This window comes from Nostoc sp. LEGE 12454, from assembly GCF_056620565.1.
The window spans coordinates 214327-235643 of sequence record NZ_JBWQXL010000005.1; the positions used below are offsets into that span (position 1 = coordinate 214327).

Annotated in this window: 6 protein-coding genes and 1 pseudogene; all 7 read left to right on the top strand. The window is 42.2% G+C overall.

The annotated features are described in order from the left end of the window. Positions 1 to 2 precede the first annotated feature (2 nt). The 7 genes and pseudogenes from AC1F2U_RS07775 to AC1F2U_RS07805 all read left to right on the top strand — a co-directional run bounded on the left by AC1F2U_RS07775 (position 3) and on the right by AC1F2U_RS07805 (position 20777). Positions 3 to 4946, top strand: coding sequence for an aminotransferase class III-fold pyridoxal phosphate-dependent enzyme (locus AC1F2U_RS07775; RefSeq protein ID WP_480260580.1), 4944 nt, complete (start codon positions 3 to 5; stop codon positions 4944 to 4946). A gap of 71 nt (positions 4947 to 5017) precedes the next feature. Then, a complete protein-coding gene (locus AC1F2U_RS07780; RefSeq protein ID WP_480260581.1) occupies positions 5018 to 6016 on the top strand; it encodes a cupin-like domain-containing protein in 999 nt (332 codons plus the stop codon). A gap of 240 nt (positions 6017 to 6256) precedes the next feature. Next, entirely contained in the window at positions 6257 to 7399 is a 1143-nt protein-coding gene (locus AC1F2U_RS07785; protein WP_480260582.1) for an acyltransferase family protein, read from the top strand. A 66-nt stretch (positions 7400 to 7465) separates the two neighbouring features. Continuing rightward, positions 7466 to 10729 (top strand): annotated as a pseudogene (locus tag AC1F2U_RS07790) (non-ribosomal peptide synthetase); the annotation flags it as partial. After that, positions 10729 to 15027, top strand: a complete 4299-nt coding sequence (locus AC1F2U_RS07795) for an amino acid adenylation domain-containing protein (protein WP_480260583.1) — start codon at positions 10729 to 10731, stop codon at positions 15025 to 15027. The pseudogene AC1F2U_RS07790 and the gene AC1F2U_RS07795, both read left to right, overlap by 1 nt. A gap of 395 nt (positions 15028 to 15422) precedes the next feature. Continuing rightward, positions 15423 to 17861: a beta-propeller fold lactonase family protein gene (locus tag AC1F2U_RS07800; RefSeq protein ID WP_480260584.1), complete on the top strand. Its 2439-nt coding sequence runs from the start codon at positions 15423 to 15425 to the stop codon at positions 17859 to 17861. 447 nt (positions 17862 to 18308) lie between these two features. Then, a complete protein-coding gene (locus AC1F2U_RS07805) occupies positions 18309 to 20777 on the top strand; it encodes a putative Ig domain-containing protein (RefSeq protein WP_480260585.1) in 2469 nt (822 codons plus the stop codon). Positions 20778 to 21317 lie beyond the last annotated feature (540 nt).

Here is a 21317-nt window from a genome sequence, read left to right on the forward strand (position 1 = left end):
CAATGGTAAATATGCAAGCATCCGATAACCAAGATCCTAGTGATGGTATTGCCATTATTGGTATGGTAGGAAGATTTCCTGGCGCTGGAAATGTCGATGAATTTTGGCGCAATCTGTGCGAGGGATTAGAATCAACGACTTTCTTTCAAGATGAAGAACTAGACCCTAGTATCGATCCTAACCTTTGCAAAGATCCTAGCTATGTAAAAGCTAGAGGGATAATTCCTGGGGGAGAAACCTTTGATGCCGCTTTCTTTGGCATTAATCCACTTGAAGCTGTGGTTATGGACCCACAGGCTAGAGTATTCCTAGAGTTGGTTTATGAAGCCCTAGAAAATGCTGGTTATGAATCAGAGTCTTTTGAGGGTTTGATTGGTTTATACGGTGGTTGCGGTCAAAATACTTATTTTGCTAACCATATTGCTGGTCGTATGGAAATTGTCGATCGCATCGGTGAGTTCCAAACGATGTTAGCCAATGAAAAAGACTTTTTAACCACCCGTGCTGCTTACAAACTCAACCTCAAAGGCCCAGCCGTCAGCGTCAATACAGCCTGTTCCACTTCTTTGGTAGCAGTCATTCAAGCTTGTCAAGCCTTAACCAGCTATCAGTGCGATTTGGCTTTGTCTGGTGGTATATCTATGACTACACCCCAAAACAGCGGTTATGTGGCACAAGAAGGCAGTATGCTCTCTGGAGATGGGCATTGTCGTCCTTTTGATGCCAGCGCTCAGGGCACAATGTTCAATAATGGCGCAGGAGTAGTTGTCCTCAAGCGTTTAGAAGATGCACTCAATGATGGCGATCGCATCTATGCTGTAATTCGAGGTTCTGGTATCAATAATGACGGCGCTGATAAGGTAAGCTTTACGGCTCCCAGTGTAGACGGACAAGCAGAAGCTATTGCAATGGCGCAAGCTTACGCTAACTTTCACCCAGAAACCATCTCTTATATTGAAGCTCACGGCACAGCTACACCTTTAGGCGACCCGATTGAAATTGAAGCGCTGACACAAGCATTCCGGGTGCATACAGATGCTAAACAATTTTGTGCGATCGGCTCTCTTAAAAGCAATGTTGGACATTTAGTTGCGGCGGCTGGAGTAGCAGGGTTAATTAAAACCGCTCTCGCCCTGCATTATAAAAAGATTCCACCTAGTTTAAATTTTGAGGCTCCCAATCCCAAGATTGACCTTGCCAACAGCCCTTTCTATGTAAATACCAAACTAGCTGAATGGTCGGAGGGTGAAACTCCGCGACGAGCCGGTGTGAGTTCTTTTGGTGTCGGCGGGACTAATGCTCATATTGTGCTAGAAGAAGCGCCACAAATCCAAAGTTCCGGATCTTCTCGCCCACAGCAGCTATTGTTACTCTCGGCAAAAACTAGTAAAGCTTTAGAGGCTGCAACCGCGAATTTACAGCAGCATTTACAATACAATGCCGAAATTAACTTAGCTGATGTAGCTTATACCCTACAGCGAGGGCGCAAAGCTTTTAACTACCGACGTAGTGTAGTTTGTCACGATATTACAGATGCGATCGCAGCCCTCCAATCTTTAGATTCAAATCAAGTAAATACCCGTCACATAGAAATCCGCAATCCAGGCGTTGTCTTCATGTTCCCCGGACAAGGATCGCAATATGTGAACATGGGACTGAATCTCTATAACCACGAACCTGTATTCCAGGAAGCAGTAGATGAATGTGCTGAAATGCTTAAGCCTATGCTGGGCAGGGATTTACGAGAAATCATCTATCCAGCACCGAGCGATGCCTACGGCGGGCTACGCCTACGCGAAACTGCGGCTATCTCATTGCGACAAACCTGCTTTACCCAACCAGCACTATTCGTCATTGAATACGCTTTAGCGCAACTATGGCAAAGTTGGGGAGTCAAACCCCAAGCGATGATTGGTCACAGTATTGGTGAATTTGTCGCCGCCTGTATTGCGGGTGTATTCACCTTAGAAGATGCGCTGATGTTGGTTGCAACTCGCGGTCGCTTAATGTGGGAGTTACCAGCAGGGGCTATGCTTTCAGTGCGCCTACCAGCCAGAGAGGTAGAGCCGCGATTGAGTCCAGAACTAGCGATCGCTGCAATTAATGGCCCTTCTCTGTGTGTAGTTTCTGGCCCCACAGAGGCGATCGCATCTCTGCAAAAACAACTAGAAAGCGAAGAAGTTATCTGTCGCCATTTACACACTTCCCACGCTTTCCACTCCCCAATGATGGATAGCATCATTCACCCCTTTGCTGAGGTAGTTGGGAAAGTTAAATTATCACCACCTCAAATTCCCTTTGTTTCCACAGTTACCGCCGACTGGATTACAGCCCAGCAAGCAACCGATCCGATGTATTGGGCTACACATCTGCGTCAGACTGTGCGATTTGCAGAGGGCGTACAAACTCTATGGCAGCAGCCAGAACGCCTACTGTTAGAGGTAGGGCCGCGAATCACAACTACGACCTTAGCCCGCCAACAAGCAAAAGATATTAAACAACAGATAGCGATTCCTTCTCTGGGTGATAACGCCGAGAACGAAGCCGAATGGACGGCATTACTCAAGGCAGTAGGACAACTGTGGTTAGCAGGAGTATCTATTGACTGGAGCAACTTCTATCAAAGGGAAACGCGACAACGAATTCCTCTACCTACTTATCCCTTTGAACGCCAACGCTTCTGGATCGATCCTCCACCTCATCCCAATCGTGCAGCAACTCCCAAACTTTTAAATCCTCAATTATTAGAAAAGACCCAAATTATGACAACATCCCCTCAGCAAAAGCTTATTCCCCTGCTCAAAGAAATTATCGAAGAAACTTCAGGATTGGAAATTGCTAGTGTTGACGACTCGATAACATTTTTAGAAATGGGATTAGATTCCTTATCTCTGACACAAGTCGGGCTAGCGTTAAAGAAAAAATTTCAAGTCAAAGTCACACTTAGACAGTTACTAGAAATTTACCCCAATTTAGGAACACTGGCCGACTTTATCAATTCAGCCTTGTCTGCCGAAACTTTATCCGCATTAGGATTAACAGAAACCGTTGCAGATATCGTTCCAGAAGCCCCATTGCCAGAACCTACACCTACAAGCACTTTGGTAGTTCATGAAGTTCATACAAATGGATCGAATGGATCTGCACCTAAGATTTCCCCTCAACCTGCTGCATCTAGTAGCATCCTAGAAAATGTAATTAATCAGCAGCTACAAATTATGAGCCAGCAATTGGCGCTATTGGGTAATAGCAGTCAATCTGTAACAATCCCAGTTGTACCTGCGGCGACATCTCAAAATAATGGTGTCAAGCCACAAAATGCTGTATCTGTCCCGCCAACCCAAACCAGCAAAGAATCAGCATCAGTAGAAACAGAGTCAAATGGTGCTAAAAAGGCATTTGGTGCGGCTGCTCGAATTGAAAAGACCCAGACTAAAACTTTGACAGTGCAACAACGCACTCATCTAGACAAAATTATCCAAAGATATACAAAACGGACTCAAAAATCCAAAGAATATACTCAAACTCATCGCCCTTACTTAGCAGATCCCAGAACTGTTTCTGGGTTTAACCCGACGATGAAAGAGATGGTTTACCCCATCGTGGCGTCTCGTTCTTCAGGTTCTAAACTTTGGGATGTTGATGGTAATGAATATGTCGATTTAAGCAATGGCTTTGGGTTGAATTTGTTTGGTTGGTCGCCACCTTTCATTACCGAGGCAATTGAAGCACAACTCAAACTCGGCATGGAAATTGGGCCGCAAACTCCCTTAGTTGGAGAAGTGGCAAAGCTGATGTGTGAGTTGACCAACTTTGACCGAGCAGCCTTTTGCAACACAGGTTCGGAAGCGGTTCTGGGAGCGATGCGGATGGCACGCACCATCACAGGGCGTAACTTGATTGCTATCTTTTCTGGAGCTTATCACGGTATTTTGGATGAAGTAATTGTTCGGGGTACAAAGAAACTCCGGTCAATTCCCGCTGCCCCTGGTATCCCACCGGAAATGGTAGAGAACATTTTGGTAGTGGACTACGATTCACCTGAGTCTCTAGAAATCCTCAGAAGTCGGGCTGATGAGTTAGCAGCAGTGATGGTGGAATCTGTGCAAAGCCGCCGCCCTGAATACCAGCCTAAAGAATTCCTCCAGCAATTGCGTGATTTTACGGAAGAAGCTGGTATTGCCCTGATTTTTGATGAAATCGTTACCGGATTCAGAATTCATCCAGGTGGCGCTCAAGCGCATTTCGGTATCAAGGCAGACATAGCAACCTACGGTAAGATTGTGGGCGGTGGGCTACCAATTGGAGTCATTGCTGGCAAATCACAATATATGGATGCTTTGGATGGTGGGTTTTGGCAGTTTGGCGATGACTCCGTTCCAGAAGTAGGCGTGACTTACTTCGCCGGTACTTTCGTCCGCCATCCTTTAGCACTAGCAGCCGCTAAAGCAGTACTTCAGCATTTAAAACAGAATGGCCCCAGCTTGCAGCAAAATCTCAATGCCAGAACCGATAAGTTTGTAGCGGAACTTATGGGCTATTTCCAGCAAGTTCAGGCTCCGTTTACAGCTTATAATTTCGGCTCTTTGTTCATGGTGAAGTCTTTACCAGAGTTTCCCTACGGAGATTTACTGTTTTACTTGCTGCGGGATAAGGGAGTGCATACTTGGGATCACCGTCCTTGCTTCTTGACGACAGCCCATTCTGAAGCCGATCTGGCTTTCGTAATGGCAGCCTTTAAAGAAAGTATTGCCGAAATGCAGTCTGCTGGCTTTTTGTCTGCACCACCCATAGAAGTAACAAACCGCGAAACCAATAACAGTTTACGTAATCGTCCTCCACAACCTGATGCCAAATTAGGACGAGATCCCCAAGGAAACCCCGCTTGGTATATCCCCGATACCGAGCGTCCTGGGAAATATTTACAAGTCGCAAGTGTTTTCTGAAGTGCTTTCAAAAATCAAGTGTAGTAAGCGTTAGTAATTTTTGCAAATAGTAAATACTCATCCATTTTTGTATGTCAGTTGATAATTTACTTGAACCAAGTTCTATTAAGTCCGATCCGAAGCTTCCTGAACAAATCATTGAAACTGATGTTTCAAACTTCCGGGAAAACTTCAACTCTTCTCACTTCATGTTTTCGCATAACCTTGCAGGACATCCTTTATTTGAGATCCCGCGCTTAGTTGAGCTTGCAAATACCATGCTAAGTCAGGGTAGAACAAATAAAATCCAGTCTTATATCAGCAAAGTCCCTGTTGAGCAAAAGTGGAATCAGCGACCTGGAATCAAGCAAATTAACGAGGCGATCGCACATATTGGTGAATCGGATTCTTGGGTGATGCTTGAAGATGTTCAAGTAGACCCAGAATATGCTGCCTTGGTTAACCAGATTATCACTGAACTCGAAACTCTTACAGGTAAACCCCTTCGAAAGCAGATGACGTGGCTAGGTGCTTACATCTTTATTGGTTCCCCAAATTCTATTACACCTTACCATATCGATAGTGAGTTGAATTTCCTGTTTCAAATTCAGGGCGAGAAAGATATGAGCCTCTTCAATCAAAGCGATCGCTCTGTACTGAGCGAAGAGGAAATTGAAAAATTTTATGTAGGCGACCTGAACGTAGCAAATTATAAAGAGGAGAATCAAAGTGAAGCAAAGGTTTACCATTTGCAACCAGGCAAGGGACTCCATCATCCGATATTGGCACCCCATTGGGCTAAAAATGGTAATAATGTCTCTGTAGCTTTGAGTATCCTCTTTTATCTGCGACCTTACGATCTCAAAGCCAGAATATATCAAGTCAACAGCTACTTACGGAGACTGGGATTAAAACCCACTCCACCAGATAAATCTGCTTTGAAAGACCGGATCAAAATTTTTGCTCTGGGTCTTCTATCCGATCGCCGACCGAAAAGTAAATTTACGATCCTGCGCTCTGGTGTATTAAAACTCAAATCTATTGAGGGAAAGTTAAAACAATTTATCGACAAGATTGTGAAAAAAATCTAATTTTTCTCAAATGACTAATTATTAATTAGCCTGAATACTGAATCGGTGTTCTATAGCAATTCTAAATCATTTGTGAAATCTTTTCTTTTAGATACTTCGCGTAGCTTGTTTTTATACATATTAAGCGCTTGTTACATCCTTTATGTAGCCAACATAAAGCAAGTACGCATCTGATTATCAAAATAATTTTCACAATTCAAATAGGATTGCTATAGGTAGAAACTAAAACCAAAAATCTCAATGTATAAACACATCAAATCGCTCACTTCTTTACGCGGTATTGCAGCCTTGGTTGTTGTTATACACCATTTTTCTTACTACGGTTTACCGAAAACAGGTTCAACTTTATCAGCCTATACTAATTTTTTTCAAAATGGATATTTATGGGTTGACTTTTTCTTTATTCTAAGTGGTTTTATTATGACCCACGTTTATGCAGAGACTTTTTGTCTAAAAGTCAGTTTAAAAAACTATCGTTCATATTTATTCTCGCGTTTTGCTAGAATTTATCCTCTGCATATATTTATTATTTCTCTATTTGTTGGATTAGAGGTTGTAAAATTACTTTTCCTAAACACTTCTGTTTTTACTGGTAAATTTAACTTAACGGCTCTTTTTTCCAATATTTTTCTTCTCCAAGCATTTGACATAAAGTGCCCACCTTTATTATGGTGTAATACCTATTGGAATGAGCCAGCTTGGTCAATAAGTGTGGAGTTTTTTATTTACTGCATATTTCCAACTTTATTATTACTTTTATTAAGAAATAAATCCAAAATTGATTTAATAATTTATAGTTCTACTCTCTTTTGCTTATTACTACTAATCACCTTTACCCGTGGAAATTTAGATACTATTATTGGCATACCTTCGATAGCTAGATGTGGGCTAGAATGCATCCTTGGTATTATAACTTACAAAATTTATCATAGAGGGAATTATAAAAAGTATTTTAATCTTAATTTCCTGGCAATTATAGCTATAACTTGGATAATTTTGATTATGCATTACTACTGGCATCATTTTCGTAACATTCATGATTGGCTAATTTTACCAGCTTTTTCTCTACTGATTTTATCTGTATCTATCAACAACAAAAGTCTAATATCAAAGTTTCTCAATTCACAGTTAATGCTATATGTCGGCACTATATCTTACTCAATTTATATGGTTCATTGGTTTGTTCAAGAATTGTTAAAATTCTTCTGGTTTTATAAATTTCATGATGTTTTTGGCAAAGAATTCACAGAATATCAATCGTTGACATCTTTAGGAGTATTTCTTATGATTGTCTTATTGGCTGCATCATTGACATATAGATTTGTAGAAGTACCAGCGCGTAATTATTTAAAATCTACAATCTTGGCTAAACAATGTATTTAAAGTCAGTAATTTAAAAAAGATTGAGATTTATCCACATTCAATAAACTGAGAAAATAATAGAGTTTTATGACCTTATCACCTGTAGATTACCAATCAACATTAACTGCGGTTGATTTTGATCCATTTGCAAATGGAGAATTACTTCTAACCGCCCCCGCCACAGAATCACAAAAAGAAATTTGGGCTTCTGTGCAAATGGGCGATGCTGCTAATTGTGCTTATAATGAGTCTCAATCTCTGCGACTAAAAGGCGAACTTGATGTCAAACTTTTCCAATCTGCGGTGGAAAAGTTAGTACAACGTCATGAAGCACTACGGACAACTTTTAGCACCGATGGCAATACACTCTGCATTGTTGCTTCTCGGCAAATTGAAATCCCTATTATTGAACTGTCTAACGTAGAACCACAGGAACAACAGGAAAAATTAGCTAGTATCTTGCGACAAGAGGTAGAGCAACCTTTTGATTTGGAACATGGGCCTCTATTTCGGGCAAAAATTGTCAAATTGCAACAGCAGGAGCATCTAGCTATTTTGACAGCCCATCATATTATTTGTGATGGTTGGTCTTGGGCGGTGCTGATGCCAGATTTGGGTAAACTTTATTCTGGCTTGCAACAGGGTATTGTTCCTGAATTAGAAGAACCAGACTATTTAAGTGAATATGCGATTTTGCAGGAAGAAGAGGCGGATAGTCCAGAAGCGATCGCCACAGAACAATACTGGTTACAACAATTCGCTGACTCTGTACCTGTACTGGATTTTCCTAGCGATCGCCCCCGTCCACCACTCAGAACCTTTAATGCTGCCCGTGAAGATTGGCATTTAAGTCCCGAATTAGTTGCCAACCTGAAACAATTAGGAACAAAACTTGGTTGTAGCTTTATGACTACGATCCTGGGAGGATTCGAGGTCTGGTTGCACCGTTTGACAGGACAAAATGATTTAGTTGTAGGTATTCCAGCCGCCGGACAAGCTGCTTTGGGGCAATATAATCTTGTAGGTCACTGTGTAAATTTACTACCATTGCGTAGCCAGATTAATGGCGAAAAATCTTTCAGCGATTACTTGCAAACGCGGCGATCGGCTGTCTTAGATGCTTATGACCATCAACAATTTACTTTTGGCAGTCTGGTCAAAAAATTAGTATTACCACGGGATTCCAGCCGTATTCCCTTAGTACCGATTGTATTTAATGTCGATCAAGCTTTAGACAACGCTCGACTTCCCTTTGTCGATTTAGAGGTAGAATTTTTCTCCAATCCCCGCGCATTCGAGAATTTTGAACTGTTTATCAATGCTACGGAATCGGATGGTGAACTTATTCTGGAATGCCAGTACAACACTAATTTATTTGACGCTGATACTATCTGCCGCCGGATGGCAGAATTTGAAACTTTGTTGTTGGGCATAGTTGCTAACCCTAATCAAATTATTGCTAAATTGCCAATTTTGCCAGCAGTTGAGCAACAGTTATTAGCAACATGGAACAATACTCAAACAGTTTATCCCCAAAATATCTGCATTCATCAGCTGTTTGAAACTCAAGTGGAAAAGACTCCAGATGCGATCGCTGTAGTTTTTGAAAATGAACAAATTAGCTACCGCGAACTGAATCAGCGAGCCAATCAGCTAGCCCATTATCTCCAAAGCTTAGGAGTCGGTTCAGAAGTTCTGGTTGGTCTGTGTGTCGAGCGCAGCTTGGAAATGGTTGTAGGAGTTTTAGGCATTCTCAAAGCCGGGGGAGCTTATGTACCATTAGATTATGCTTATCCTCAAGAACGTTTAGCTTTCATGCTGCAAGATGCTCAGGTGTCAGTGCTACTAACGCAAGAGAAGCTAAAGTCGGGGCTACCAAACCATCAAGCAGAGATTGTTTGCCTTGATAGCAACTGGCAATCTATAAATTATGGGTTAGATAACCCAACACATAACGTCACTTGCAATAACTTAGCCTACGTCATCTATACATCTGGCTCGACAGGTCAACCGAAAGGCGTTCAAATTCAACATCAGAGCGCTGTTAATCTCCTGAATGCGATCGCTAAAGAACCCGGTTTAACTGCTGAGGATACTCTCCTCTCTGTTACTAGCCTATCCTTTGATATTGCCGTTTCAGAAATTTTTCTACCCCTGTCTGTAGGTGCGAAGTTGGTGTTGGTGAGTCGTGAAGTTGCGGCTGATGGTACACAACTGTTAAAAGCCCTAACCACCTCCAAGGCAACCTTTATGCAACCGACACCAGTTACTTGGCGGCTATTACTGGCAGCCGGATGGCAAGGTAGTCCTCAACTGAAGATGATTTCCACAGGTGAAGCCTTACCTAGAGACCTCGCAAATCAATTATTACCGAAGGGAGCTTGTCTGTGGAACCTGTACGGGCCCACAGAAACAACGATTTGGTCAACAGGCTACAAGGTGACACTGGCAAATAAACCAATAGGCATTGGTTGCCCTCTAGCTAATACGCAAATCTACATTTTAGACTCCCATTTACAACCCGTTCCCATTGGTATATCAGGTGAGTTGTATATTGGTGGCGAAGGACTAGCAAGAGGATATCTGAATCGTCCCGAACTTACTGCTGAAAGATTTATTTCTAACCCCTTCAGCCCAAACCCTGAATCGCGCTTATACAAAACTGGAGATTTGGCTCGTTATTTACCAGATGGACATATTGAATACTTGGGTCGTATCGACTATCAGGTAAAATTGCGTGGTTTCCGCATAGAATTGGGTGAAATTGAAACCGCACTCCTGCAACATCCAGCAGTAAAAGAAGCTGTTGTAATTGTTCGAGAAGACATTCCTAATGAAACTAGTTTAGTCGGTTATATTGTTGCCGAAACTGGTCAAGATAGCTTGGAAGTAATTTCGCAATTGCGTCGATTTTTGAAACAACAACTTCCTGACTTTATGGTGCCAACAATCTTTATGGCACTAGAAGCTATGCCGTTAACCCCCAATGGCAAAGTCGATCGCAAGGCATTGCCAAAACCAGATGCTTCCCGCCCGGAACTAGAGGCGAATTATGTAGCGCCTCGCACTCCCATTGAACAGCAGATTGCAGATATCTGGGCGCAGGTTCTTAATGTCAAACAGGTTGGGATTAACGACAACTTTTTTGAATTGGGTGGATATTCTCTACTAGGAATTCAAGTGGTTTCTCGAGTCCGTCAAGCCTTGCAAGCAGAAATTCTGATGTCCAATTTATTTGAATTACCAACAGTAGCAGATTTGGCTGAACGAGTGGAGACTCTGCGGTGGGCAACCCAAGGTGTTCAGGCTGCTGAGAGTGAAACAGCTGATGATTACGAGGAAGGTGAGCTATGAAAACATTAGATGAACTACTATCTGAGCTACGTCAGCGCGATGTCAGACTTTGGCTAGAAGGCGATCGCTTACGCTATCGGGCTGCAAAAGATAGTCTCACACCGGAATTGCTAACCGAGTTAAAGACTCAAAAAGCCGAAATCATCAACTTTCTCCGAAAAATTAACACAGCCGCCAGTTCACAGATTCCCCCAATTGTCGCTTGTGAACGGAATGGCAACTTGCCGCTTTCCTTTGGTCAGCAACGGATATGGTTCCTCCATCAGTTTGAACCTGATAGTTCCTCAAATAATATGCCAGTTGTCGTGCGTTTTACGGGGAATCTGAATGTTGCTGTCTTAGAGGAAAGTTTAAGAGAAGTCGTTCGTCGCCATGAAGTTCTGCGGACAACTTTTCCAGCAGTCAATGGAAAGCCCACTCAAGTCATCGCCACCGATGTTTCCTTGACATTGCCAATAATTGACTTGCGGCAAGTACCAGATGAACAACGAGAAGCGGAAGCTCACCTACTGGCAACTAAAGAAGCTCATCAACCCTTTGATTTAGGCAATGGGCCAATTTTACGGGTGTTACTGCTGCGATTAAGCGATCGCGAACATCTGCTAATTTGGAATATGCACTGCATAGTTTGTGATGGAGCTTCATCCGATCTGTTCTATCAAGACCTGATTACCATCTATAAAGCATTATCAGCAGGCCAGGTTTCCCCTTTAACTCCCTTACCAGTGCAGTATGCTGATTTTACCAATTGGCAATATCAATGGCTCCAGGGAGAGGTTTTAGAGTCACAGGTAAACTACTGGAAGCAAAAGCTAGAAGGCAATTTACCGATCATTGAGTTACCTTACGATCGCCCCCGTCCTCAAGGAGTGCAAACCTATCGAGGCGATCGCGCTGCCCTGCTGCTATCAAAGTCACTGAACCATGCCCTAACAGACATGAGTCAAAAATGGGGTGTCACCCTGTTCATGACTCTACTGGCAGCATTCGAGCTATTGCTCTACCGTTATTCTGGACAAGAAGACCTACTAATTAACTTTGCAAGTGCAGGTCGAGGACAAGTTGAAACTGAGGGGCTGATTGGATTTTTTTCTAATACTCTTGTATTGCGGAGTAACTTTGCAGGCAACCCAACTTTCCGAGAATTATTAGACCGAGTGCGTAAGGATTGTTTAGAGGCTTACACCCATCAAGACCTACCCTTTGAAAAGCTAATTGAAGAACTTAAACCAGAACAGCGAAGTCGCAATAGTTCGCCTCTGTTCCAGGTAAAATTTTCCCTCAATCCTCCTTGGTCGAATGGTCGTGGCATGGCATCAGTGCAACTACCTGATTTGACTATCACTTCTCTATTTGGCTACATCTATCATGGCAAAACCAAATACGATCTGACATTGGTCTTGCGGGAACAAGATAATGGTCTGGGCATGGTATTTGATTACAATGCCGAGATGTTTGATGCTAGTACAATAGAGCGGATGTTAGGACACTTCAAAACTTTACTCGAAGGTATTGTTGCTAATCCCGATCGCCCGATTGCTGAATTACCCCTGTTGACAGCACCTGAACAACATCAATTGTTAGTTGAGTGGAATAGCAAACAAGCTGATTATCCCCAGCATACTTGTATCCATCACTGGTTTGAAACTCAAGCTAAAAGAACTCCAAATAATATTGCAGTAAGTTTTAAAAATCAGCAATTAACTTATCACGAACTTAATCAGCGGGCAAATCAACTAGCCTACTATTTGCAAACTTTAGGGGTAGAATCTGGGGTACTCATCGGTCTTTATCTAGAGCCTTCCCTGGAGATGATTGTGGGGCTGTTGGGTATTTTGAAAGTCGGTGGAACTTACGTACCCATCGCTCCGACATCTGGGCAAGATGGTCTGGCTGTCATTTTAGAAGATGCCCAAATATCTTTGGTGTTAACCCAAAGCTCATTAGTTGAGAAACTCTCTGAGCATCAAGCACAAGCTATCTGTTTGGATAGTGATTGGAAAGTTATTGCCGTACACGTGACTGAAAATCCAGAAAGTTATGGCACAGATCGGACTCTCGCCTGTGTAATGTATGTGTCCGGCTGCAATGGAAAACCCAACGGTATAGCTATTACCCACCATAATCTTGTCAGCCACAGCTTGGCAATAAGCCAAACTTGGGAGTTGACTCAGAGCGATCGCCTACTACTCATACCTAGTATCAGCTGCGATACTTTCATTGAATCACTTTTCCCCAGTTGGATTACTGGTGCTACTGCAATTCTCCAGCCTCAAGAGCTACAAAACTCGACGACGCAGTTTTTCCCATTCATTGCTCAACAACAGATTACCGTTGTCAATTTACCTACTGCTTTTTGGTATGAGTTAATTAAAGAGCCATCTATATCTCCACAAACTTTACCAGCCAGCTTGCGCTTAGTCATAGTTGGTGGTGAAAAAGTTTCACGCCAGGCTTATCTAACTTGGGTAGAAAAAGTTGGCAAGCAAGTACGCTGGCTGAATGCTTATGGATCGCTAGAAACAACTTTAACCGCCACAGTTTACGATCCGGAAACTGCCACCGAATCCAGTAACACTCGGTCAGAAATTCCCATAGGAAAAGCGATCGCCAATACTCAAATCTACATCCTCGATCGGCGATCGCAACTCCTCCCTATTGGCGTGACTGGTGAAATCTACATCAGCGGTATCGGTGTTACGCAAGGCTACTTTAATCGTCCCGAATTAACATCTGAGAAATTTATCCCCAATCCCTTTAGCAGCGAATCTGGAGCATACCTTTACAGAAGTGGTGACTTAGGACGCTACTTAAGTGACGGCAACATTGAGTTTTTGGGCCGCTTAGACAATCAGGTAAAAATTAGCAGCTTTCGCATTGAGTTGGCTGAAATTGAAACAATTTTAGGTCAATATCCAGGCGTTCAGAAAACTGTGGTGATTGCCAAAGAAGATGTTTTTGGGGATAAAAGTTTAGTTGCTTATGTTGTCCCCAAACAAGGAGAAACTTTTGGAAGTGAGCAACTGCTGAGTTTTCTCCAGCAAAAGTTACCTGAACATTTGTTGCCTTCTGCTTTTTTCATAGTCGATTCTCTGCCATTAAATGCTAATGGGGAAATCGATCGCCAAGCCTTATCTGGGCTGAATCCAACTAATTCTAAAATAGAAAAAATATTTGCCACAGCAGAAGATCCATTACAACTTCAGTTAACTAAAATCTGGGAAAATATTTTAGGTATTCATCCCATTGGCATAAAAGACAACTTTTTTGATTTGGGTGGAAACTCACTACTTGCAGTACACCTGTTTTCTCAGATTGAAAAGACATTTGGTCTAAATCTGCCTTTAGCTATTCTCTTGCAATCTTCAACCATTGAGCAATTAACTAATTTTATTCGCCAGCAAGGATTTTTGCCAGAAAGCCATAATCAGGTTGAGAGTAATACTAGTACCAACTCAGAAAAACCGATGCCTTGGTCATCACTAGTACCAATGCAACCCAACGGTTCTAAGCCACCTCTCTTTTGCATCCATGCAATTGGTTTAAGTGTCCTCTACTACCGAGATTTATCAATTCATTTAGGTGAAAATCAGCCATTTTATGCACTACAAGCACGAGGATTAAGTGGGAAAGAAGCTCCCTTTACCAAGCTTACAGAAATGGCGGCTCATTACATCAAAGAGATACAAACTATTCAACCTGAAGGCCCTTATTTTTTGGGTGGTTCCTCCTTTGGTGGACTAGTAGCTTGGGAAATAGCTCAACAACTCGTAAAGCAAGGTCAAAAAGTAGCTCTGTTAGCTTTATTTGATACCACAGGGCCAAATTATATTAAACAAGCGCCGTTAGAAAAGCGAGTTTCTCAGCATTGGGACAACCTGACAAAACTTGGGACTAATTACGTGCTTGAGCAAATCAGGAACAAAAGCTCTTGGCTGAAGTATAAACTTCAAGAAAAGTTCCGAAAATTGATCTTTAAATTTTCCTTAAGAATCTGGCGGACTGTACCTTATAACTACCGTAAATTAACAATCGAAGAAGCCAATAAACAGGCAGCCAGAGAATACGTTCTAAAAGCTTATCCAGGTCGAGTCACTGTATTCCGAGCAGAAGAGCGCGTTGCATTGGAAAAACGGGAGGTTGACCCCCAAATGGGTTGGAGTGAAATGGTCTTAGGAGGTTTGGATATTCAAAATGTTCCAGGAAACCACGACTCTATTTTTAGAGAACCCCATGTCCGAACTCTATCTGAAAAGATGAGGGCTTGTATAGATCGAGCTATTGTAGACATCTAAATTTGCAGAAATAGTTATAGCTTTCAACCTCATCTCGCTTCCGGGATGGGGTTGTTTTATTTGCAGATAATAACTTCAACTATATACAGCACTTTGCAACTAAATGAGGTACAGAACCAAGGATTCACAAATCAAATTATTCTTCTCCCTCCAGCAAGAACTGCCTTCTGCCTCCTGCCTCAAAACTAGTGACTTTGTACCTCATGCAAAAGAGAACTGCTGTATGTATAAATTCAATCGCCAATAAAGCCCTTACATCAGTTAAAAGCTGAAAATTACTTAGTATATATACTGAGGCTTTAATAAAAATCAGACAATAAGCTATATAGTACATTCTTGTCTTTGCTAGAAAAGAATATTACTTTTACAAACTATTTTGCAATCTCAAGGGAAATATGACGCAGAAAATCCTGAATTTTGTAGAAGTTCAAAAAGATGATACAAATGGTGTTGATGGACTTGCTGGTGCTAAATCCCTCACCATCAGCTCCGATGGAAAATTCCTCTATGCTACTGGATATGATGACTCGGCTGTAGCGGTATTTGAGCGGGATACAACCACAGGCGCACTGAGTTTTGTAGAAGTTCAAAAAGATGATACAAATGGTGTCGATGGGCTTGCTGGTGCTGAATCTCTCACAGTCAGCCCCGATGGAAAATTCCTGTATGCATCTGGATATAGTGACTCAGCTGTAGCGGTATTTAAGCGGGATACAACCACAGGCGCACTGAGTTTTGTAGAAGTTCAAAAAGATGATACAAATGGTGTCGATGGGCTTGCTGGTGCTAAATCCCTCATCGTCAGCCCCGATGGAAAATTTCTGTATGCATCTGGATATAGTGACTCGGCGATAGCGGTATTTAAGCGGGATACAACCACAGGCGCACTGAGTTTCGTAGAAGTTCAAAAAGATGATACAAATGGTGTCGATGGGCTTGGTGGTGCTGAATCCCTCACCGTCAGCCCCGATGGCAAATTCCTGTATGCTGCTGGATATGATGACTCGGCTGTTGCTGTGTTTGAGCGGGATACAACCACAGGCGCACTGAGTTTTGTAGAAGTTCAAAAAGATGATACAAATGGTGTCGATGGACTTGCTGGTGCTAAATCCCTCACCGTCAGCCCCGATGGAAAATACCTCTATGCTGCTGGATATGATGACTCGGCTGTAGCTGTGTTTGAGCGGGATACAACCACAGGCAAACTAAGTTTTGTAGAAGTTCAAAAAGATGGTATCAGTAGTGTCGATGGGCTTGGTGGTGTCTCTTCCATTACTGTCAGCCCCGATGGAAAATACCTCTATGCTGCTGGATATGATGACTCGGCTGTGGCGGTGTTTGAGCGGGATACAACCACAGGCAAACTAAGTTTTGTAGAAGTTCAAAAAGATGATACAGATGGTGTCGATGGACTTGGTGGTGCGGTTTCTGTAACTCTCAACTCCGATGGCAAATATCTCTATACTGCTGGATCTGATGACTCGGGGGTGGCGTTGTTTAGTGCGCCTTTCAATCATACGCCAGAGGTGGCAAATGAAATTCTCGACCAAGAAACCACCGAAGATAGTGTCTTCAAATTCACCCTTCCAGTTGACACCTTCAGCGATGTAGATGTTGAAGATACCCTGACTTACACTGCAACTCTAGAAAACGATGACCTACTGCCTACTTGGTTGAAGTTCGATCCTGCTACTCTTACCTTCAGTGGGACTCCCACAAATAAGGATGTAGGTAATCTAAACATCAAAGTCACTGCTAAAGATATTGCTGGAGAGGAAGCTAGTGATATATTTACGCTTGGGGTTGCCGATAAAAAGACTCCTACTACTCTATTCACATTAATTACAGGCGATATCTTTAGTGTCAAGACTAAGCTGAAGACTAAAGGCAATAAAGCAAAAATCTCCATCAAAATTAAAAGCAGCACTTTTAAAGAGGTGAATGAGCTGTGTGTATTTAATGTTGATGATGATGAAGGTAAGATTGATGGCATAGCCCCTGGGGCAGAAGGCTATACACAAGCTGCTCTTTTACGCTCCAAGGTGATTTTCTTTTCCCTTGCTAATATGCCCAAGGGTTTCAAGCATGACGATGTGAATAACGTCTTAGAATTTGACTCTGATACCAAACTCCGATTCTATAGCGTATCCAACAGTACTACTCAGGCTGTACTGTCTGGAAAAGCTTCTTTTTCAAGTGTCGTTTTTTCCTCAGCCACAAATACCAACACAGGAGAGGAAGGATTTTCTCTCAACTTCCAAGATTTCGCTGTAACAGTTCAGGCAACAAATCAAGAAATATCTTTGGGTACAAGTTTGCAAGGCAAAAAGGAAGGCGAACTGATTGATTTACGGGGTGTAGGACAATCGGTAAAGGCTGACTTTAAAGTTTATAGAGAAGCTGCATTGAACAACTTTGTCGGTTTTTATCAGGTGGCTGATGAAAATGGTGGCATTGACACCAATAGCGATGGTAAAGCAGATATTCTTGTTGGACAAGCAGGTTATGCCGAAGCCGCTGTGCGTGGGCGTGTTACAGGCGTTGACTTGACGGTGAGCAATCAAGGTTCGGCAACATCTACCAGCACTTTCGGAACTGATTCGCTATTTGCACCCTTTATTATTATCAATGGTAAAGCGGATAAGTTTCTCGATAATAATGCCAATAACGATCCGAAGATTTACTTCTCATTTTTGGGTGCTAACTCAGATAAGGTAGATCACATTCGACTGTTGGGAAATAACACCTTTGGTTTTGAAGATTTAGCCAATGGTGGTGATAAAGATTATAACGATATGATTGTGCAGATCAATTTGAGTGTCAATATTGCCTAGATCGAAGGCGAGTAATTACTTAGAAAAAGAATACAACCTCACCCCGCAACCGGGATGAGGTTGTTTTCTGCATGGCGATTACATGGGATCATATATGTAGCGATCGCCAATAAAGTCTTTGCATCAGTCTAAAGCTATGTGTAGGCGTGTTACAGGCATTTTTTGACGGTGAATAAGGACAGCAAATTATACCGCGACTTTCAAAGCTGCTTCGCTGCTTGCACTATTTATTATTGTTGATGGCAAATATGATGCTATTTGCGATGGCAATGGTAATATTGATCCGCAGGTTTAGGCAGTAAATTTACTGGAGTTAACTATTAGCCTTTTATATAAGTTTAATAATTGACTCCTTTACGATACCAAAAAAATCCTGTTCCTACGTGATTTACAGGATATGGCACGTAATGGCTGTCACAAAAAAACCATTAATTAATAAGAGTAATTATGTCAGACACCATCCCGATAGCGATCGCAAAAGAGCTAACTCAAGACTTATATGAGCAAATACCTGCTACTCACTTAGTTTTCATCGACTCACAGGTTGAGAACTACCAAAGTCTGGTAGCAGGTGTATTGCCTAACACCTCTGTTGTAGTCTTAGACCCTGACCAGAATGGCATTGAACAAATTAGCCAAGTGCTGGCAACTCATCGGGAAATCAACAGCCTACACATTGTTTCTCATGGCGCACCAGGGCAAGTTTATCTGGGGAACAGTCAACTCAGTTACCAAACCCTCAACCATTATGCTTGGCAACTCATGGACTGGGCAAATGTTTTGAGTGCAGATGCACAACTGCTGTTGTATGGTTGCGAAGTCGGGCAAACAGAGCAAGGTAAAGCATTTTTACAGCGTCTGAGTGAATTGACAGGTGCAGTAGTAGCGGCGTCTGATGATTTAACAGGGAGTACTGCATTAGGTGGTGACTGGGAACTGGAAGTTTCTACGGGGGCAATTGTTCCTACTCTGGCGTTTCAGCCAAAAGTAATGGCAGCCTACGCTTCAGTACTAACTGCTCCACTCTTGTCCAAGGCGATCGCAGACCAAAAAGCCACCCCAGGTATTCTCTTCAGCTTCACTGTACCAGATGACATTTTCACCGATCCAGATGTCGGAGATAGCCTTACCTACACTGCAACTCTGGACAACGATACGCCTTTGCCGAATGGGTTGAAGTTCAATGCTGCTACCAAGACTTTCAGTGGTACTCCCGATAATGCGGACGTAGGTAGTCTAAACATCAAAGTTACCGCTAAGGATGTTGGTGGAGAAACAGCCAGTGATGTGTTTAAACTTACTGTTGATACTCCTCCAGTCTTGTCCAAGGCGATCGCAGACCAACAAGCCACCCAAGGTATTCTCTTCAGTTTCATTGTACCAGATGGCACTTTCACCGATCCAGATGTCGGAGACATTCTCACCTACACTGCAACCCTAGAAAACAACAATCCTCTGCCAAAGGGGTTGAAGTTCGATCCTACTACCCGTACCTTCAGTGGCACTCCTGAGAATCAGGACGTAGGTAGTATAAACATCAAAGTTACCGCTCAAGATGTTGCTGGAGAGCAAGCCAGTGATGTGTTTAAAATCACGATTAATAATGTCAACGATCCTCCAGTCTTGGTAAAAGAAATTGCAGACCAACAAGTTACTGAAGACACACTCTTCAATTTCACCATCCCAACTGACACCTTTAGCGATGTGGATGTTGGAGACATCCTCACCTACACTGCAACCTTAGAAAATGATGACCTACTACCTACTTGGTTGAACTTCAATCCTACTACCCTTACCTTCAGTGGTACTCCTGAGAATGAGGACGTAGGTAGCTTGAACATCAAAGTCATAGCTAAGGATGTTGCTGGAGAGCAAGCTACTGATGTGTTTAAACTTGCGGTTGCTGACAATACTGCTGTAGTGACACAAATTACAGGCGATATCTTTAGTGTCAAGACTAAGCTGAACATTAAAGGTGATAAAGGAAAACTCTCAATCAAGATTAGAAACAACACCTCTAAAGAGGTAAACGAACTAAATGTATTTACTGTTGACGATGAACAAGGTAGGATTAACGGCATAGCCCCTGGTGCAGAAGGCTATACGCAAGCGGCTCTTTTGCGTTCAAAGGTGGTTTTCTCCGCTCTTGCCAATCTGCCTAATGGTTTTAATCTTGCCGACCTGAAAAACATATTAGAATTCGACTCTGATACCAAACTCAGATTTTATCTGGTATCCAACAGTACTACTCAGTCTGTACTGTCTGGAAAAACCCCCTTCTCAAGTGTGCTTTTTTCCTCAGCTACAAATAACGACATAGAAGGTCAAGGGTTTTCTCTTAATTTTCAGAATTTGGTAGTGAATATTCAGCCAACCAATCAAGAAGTATCTTTAGGTACTGGTCTGCAAGGCAAATATCAAGGCGAACTGATTGATTTACGGAGTGTAACACAATCGGTAACAGCTGAGTTTGCAGTCAACAGAGAGGCAGCTTACAATAACTTTGTCGGCTTCTATCAGGTGGCTGATGAAAATGGTGGTATTGACACCAACAGTGATGGTACAGCAGATATTCTCGTTGGTCAGGCTGGCTATGCCGAAGCTGCTGTGCGTGGGCGTGTTGCAGGCATTGACTTGGCGGTGGGCAACCAAGGCACTGCAAATTACACTGGCACTTTCGAGCCGAATTCTTTGTTTGCACCATTTATTATTGTGGATGGCAGACCTGATGCGATTTTGAATGGTAATGCCAATAAAAATGTTTACTTCACATTCTTGGGTGCTAACTCAGATAAGGTAGATCACATTCGACTGTTGGGAAATAACACCTTTGGTTTTGAAGATTTAGCCAATGGTGGTGATAAAGATTACAACGATGTGATTGTGCAGGTCAATTTGAGTGTTAATCTTGCTTAGTATCAAAGACGAGTAATTACTTAGCAAAATCGAACAACCTCATCCTAGTTGCGGGGTGAGGTTGTTTTGTGCATAGCGATGAGATGGACTAGCTATTAATTAAATTAGTAAATTTACTGAAGGCACTTGTTGTCTTTTCTTCATAAATTTAATAGTTGATTCCTCTAAAGTGACAAAGAGTCTTCCTCTTTACTTTTCCAGTTAATTTTTATTAAATTAAGCTAGCAAAAAAGTGATGGAGAACTATTTCATAATTAGGGTATAGGTGGTTTTTAACGAGGAAAGCTCCTGTTTTTCGCCATTAGTGATATTGTCAATCCTTGTATTCAAGAATTTGTCAAAAATAATTCATAAATTTAAAGTTTTTTTTATTACATAATTCTTAACTAGGGTATTTACTTAGGAATGCATCTGTGATATTTTCATGTTGACTATCATAAAGTAAAATATACAACGCTAAATTTAACAACCACCTTTATGTGTTTCGGTTTGATGATAAGTATCCATCTTGCATAGTTGCAATACTAAGATGTTAATTTT

Coding starts and splice junctions, on each gene's coding strand:
- AC1F2U_RS07775 (WP_480260580.1), top strand. CDS start 3: ATGGTAAATATGCAAGCATCCGATAACCAAGATCCTAGTGATGGTATT.
- AC1F2U_RS07780 (WP_480260581.1), top strand. CDS start 5,018: ATGTCAGTTGATAATTTACTTGAACCAAGTTCTATTAAGTCCGATCCG.
- AC1F2U_RS07785 (WP_480260582.1), top strand. CDS start 6,257: ATGTATAAACACATCAAATCGCTCACTTCTTTACGCGGTATTGCAGCC.
- AC1F2U_RS07795 (WP_480260583.1), top strand. CDS start 10,729: ATGAAAACATTAGATGAACTACTATCTGAGCTACGTCAGCGCGATGTC.
- AC1F2U_RS07800 (WP_480260584.1), top strand. CDS start 15,423: ATGACGCAGAAAATCCTGAATTTTGTAGAAGTTCAAAAAGATGATACA.
- AC1F2U_RS07805 (WP_480260585.1), top strand. CDS start 18,309: ATGTCAGACACCATCCCGATAGCGATCGCAAAAGAGCTAACTCAAGAC.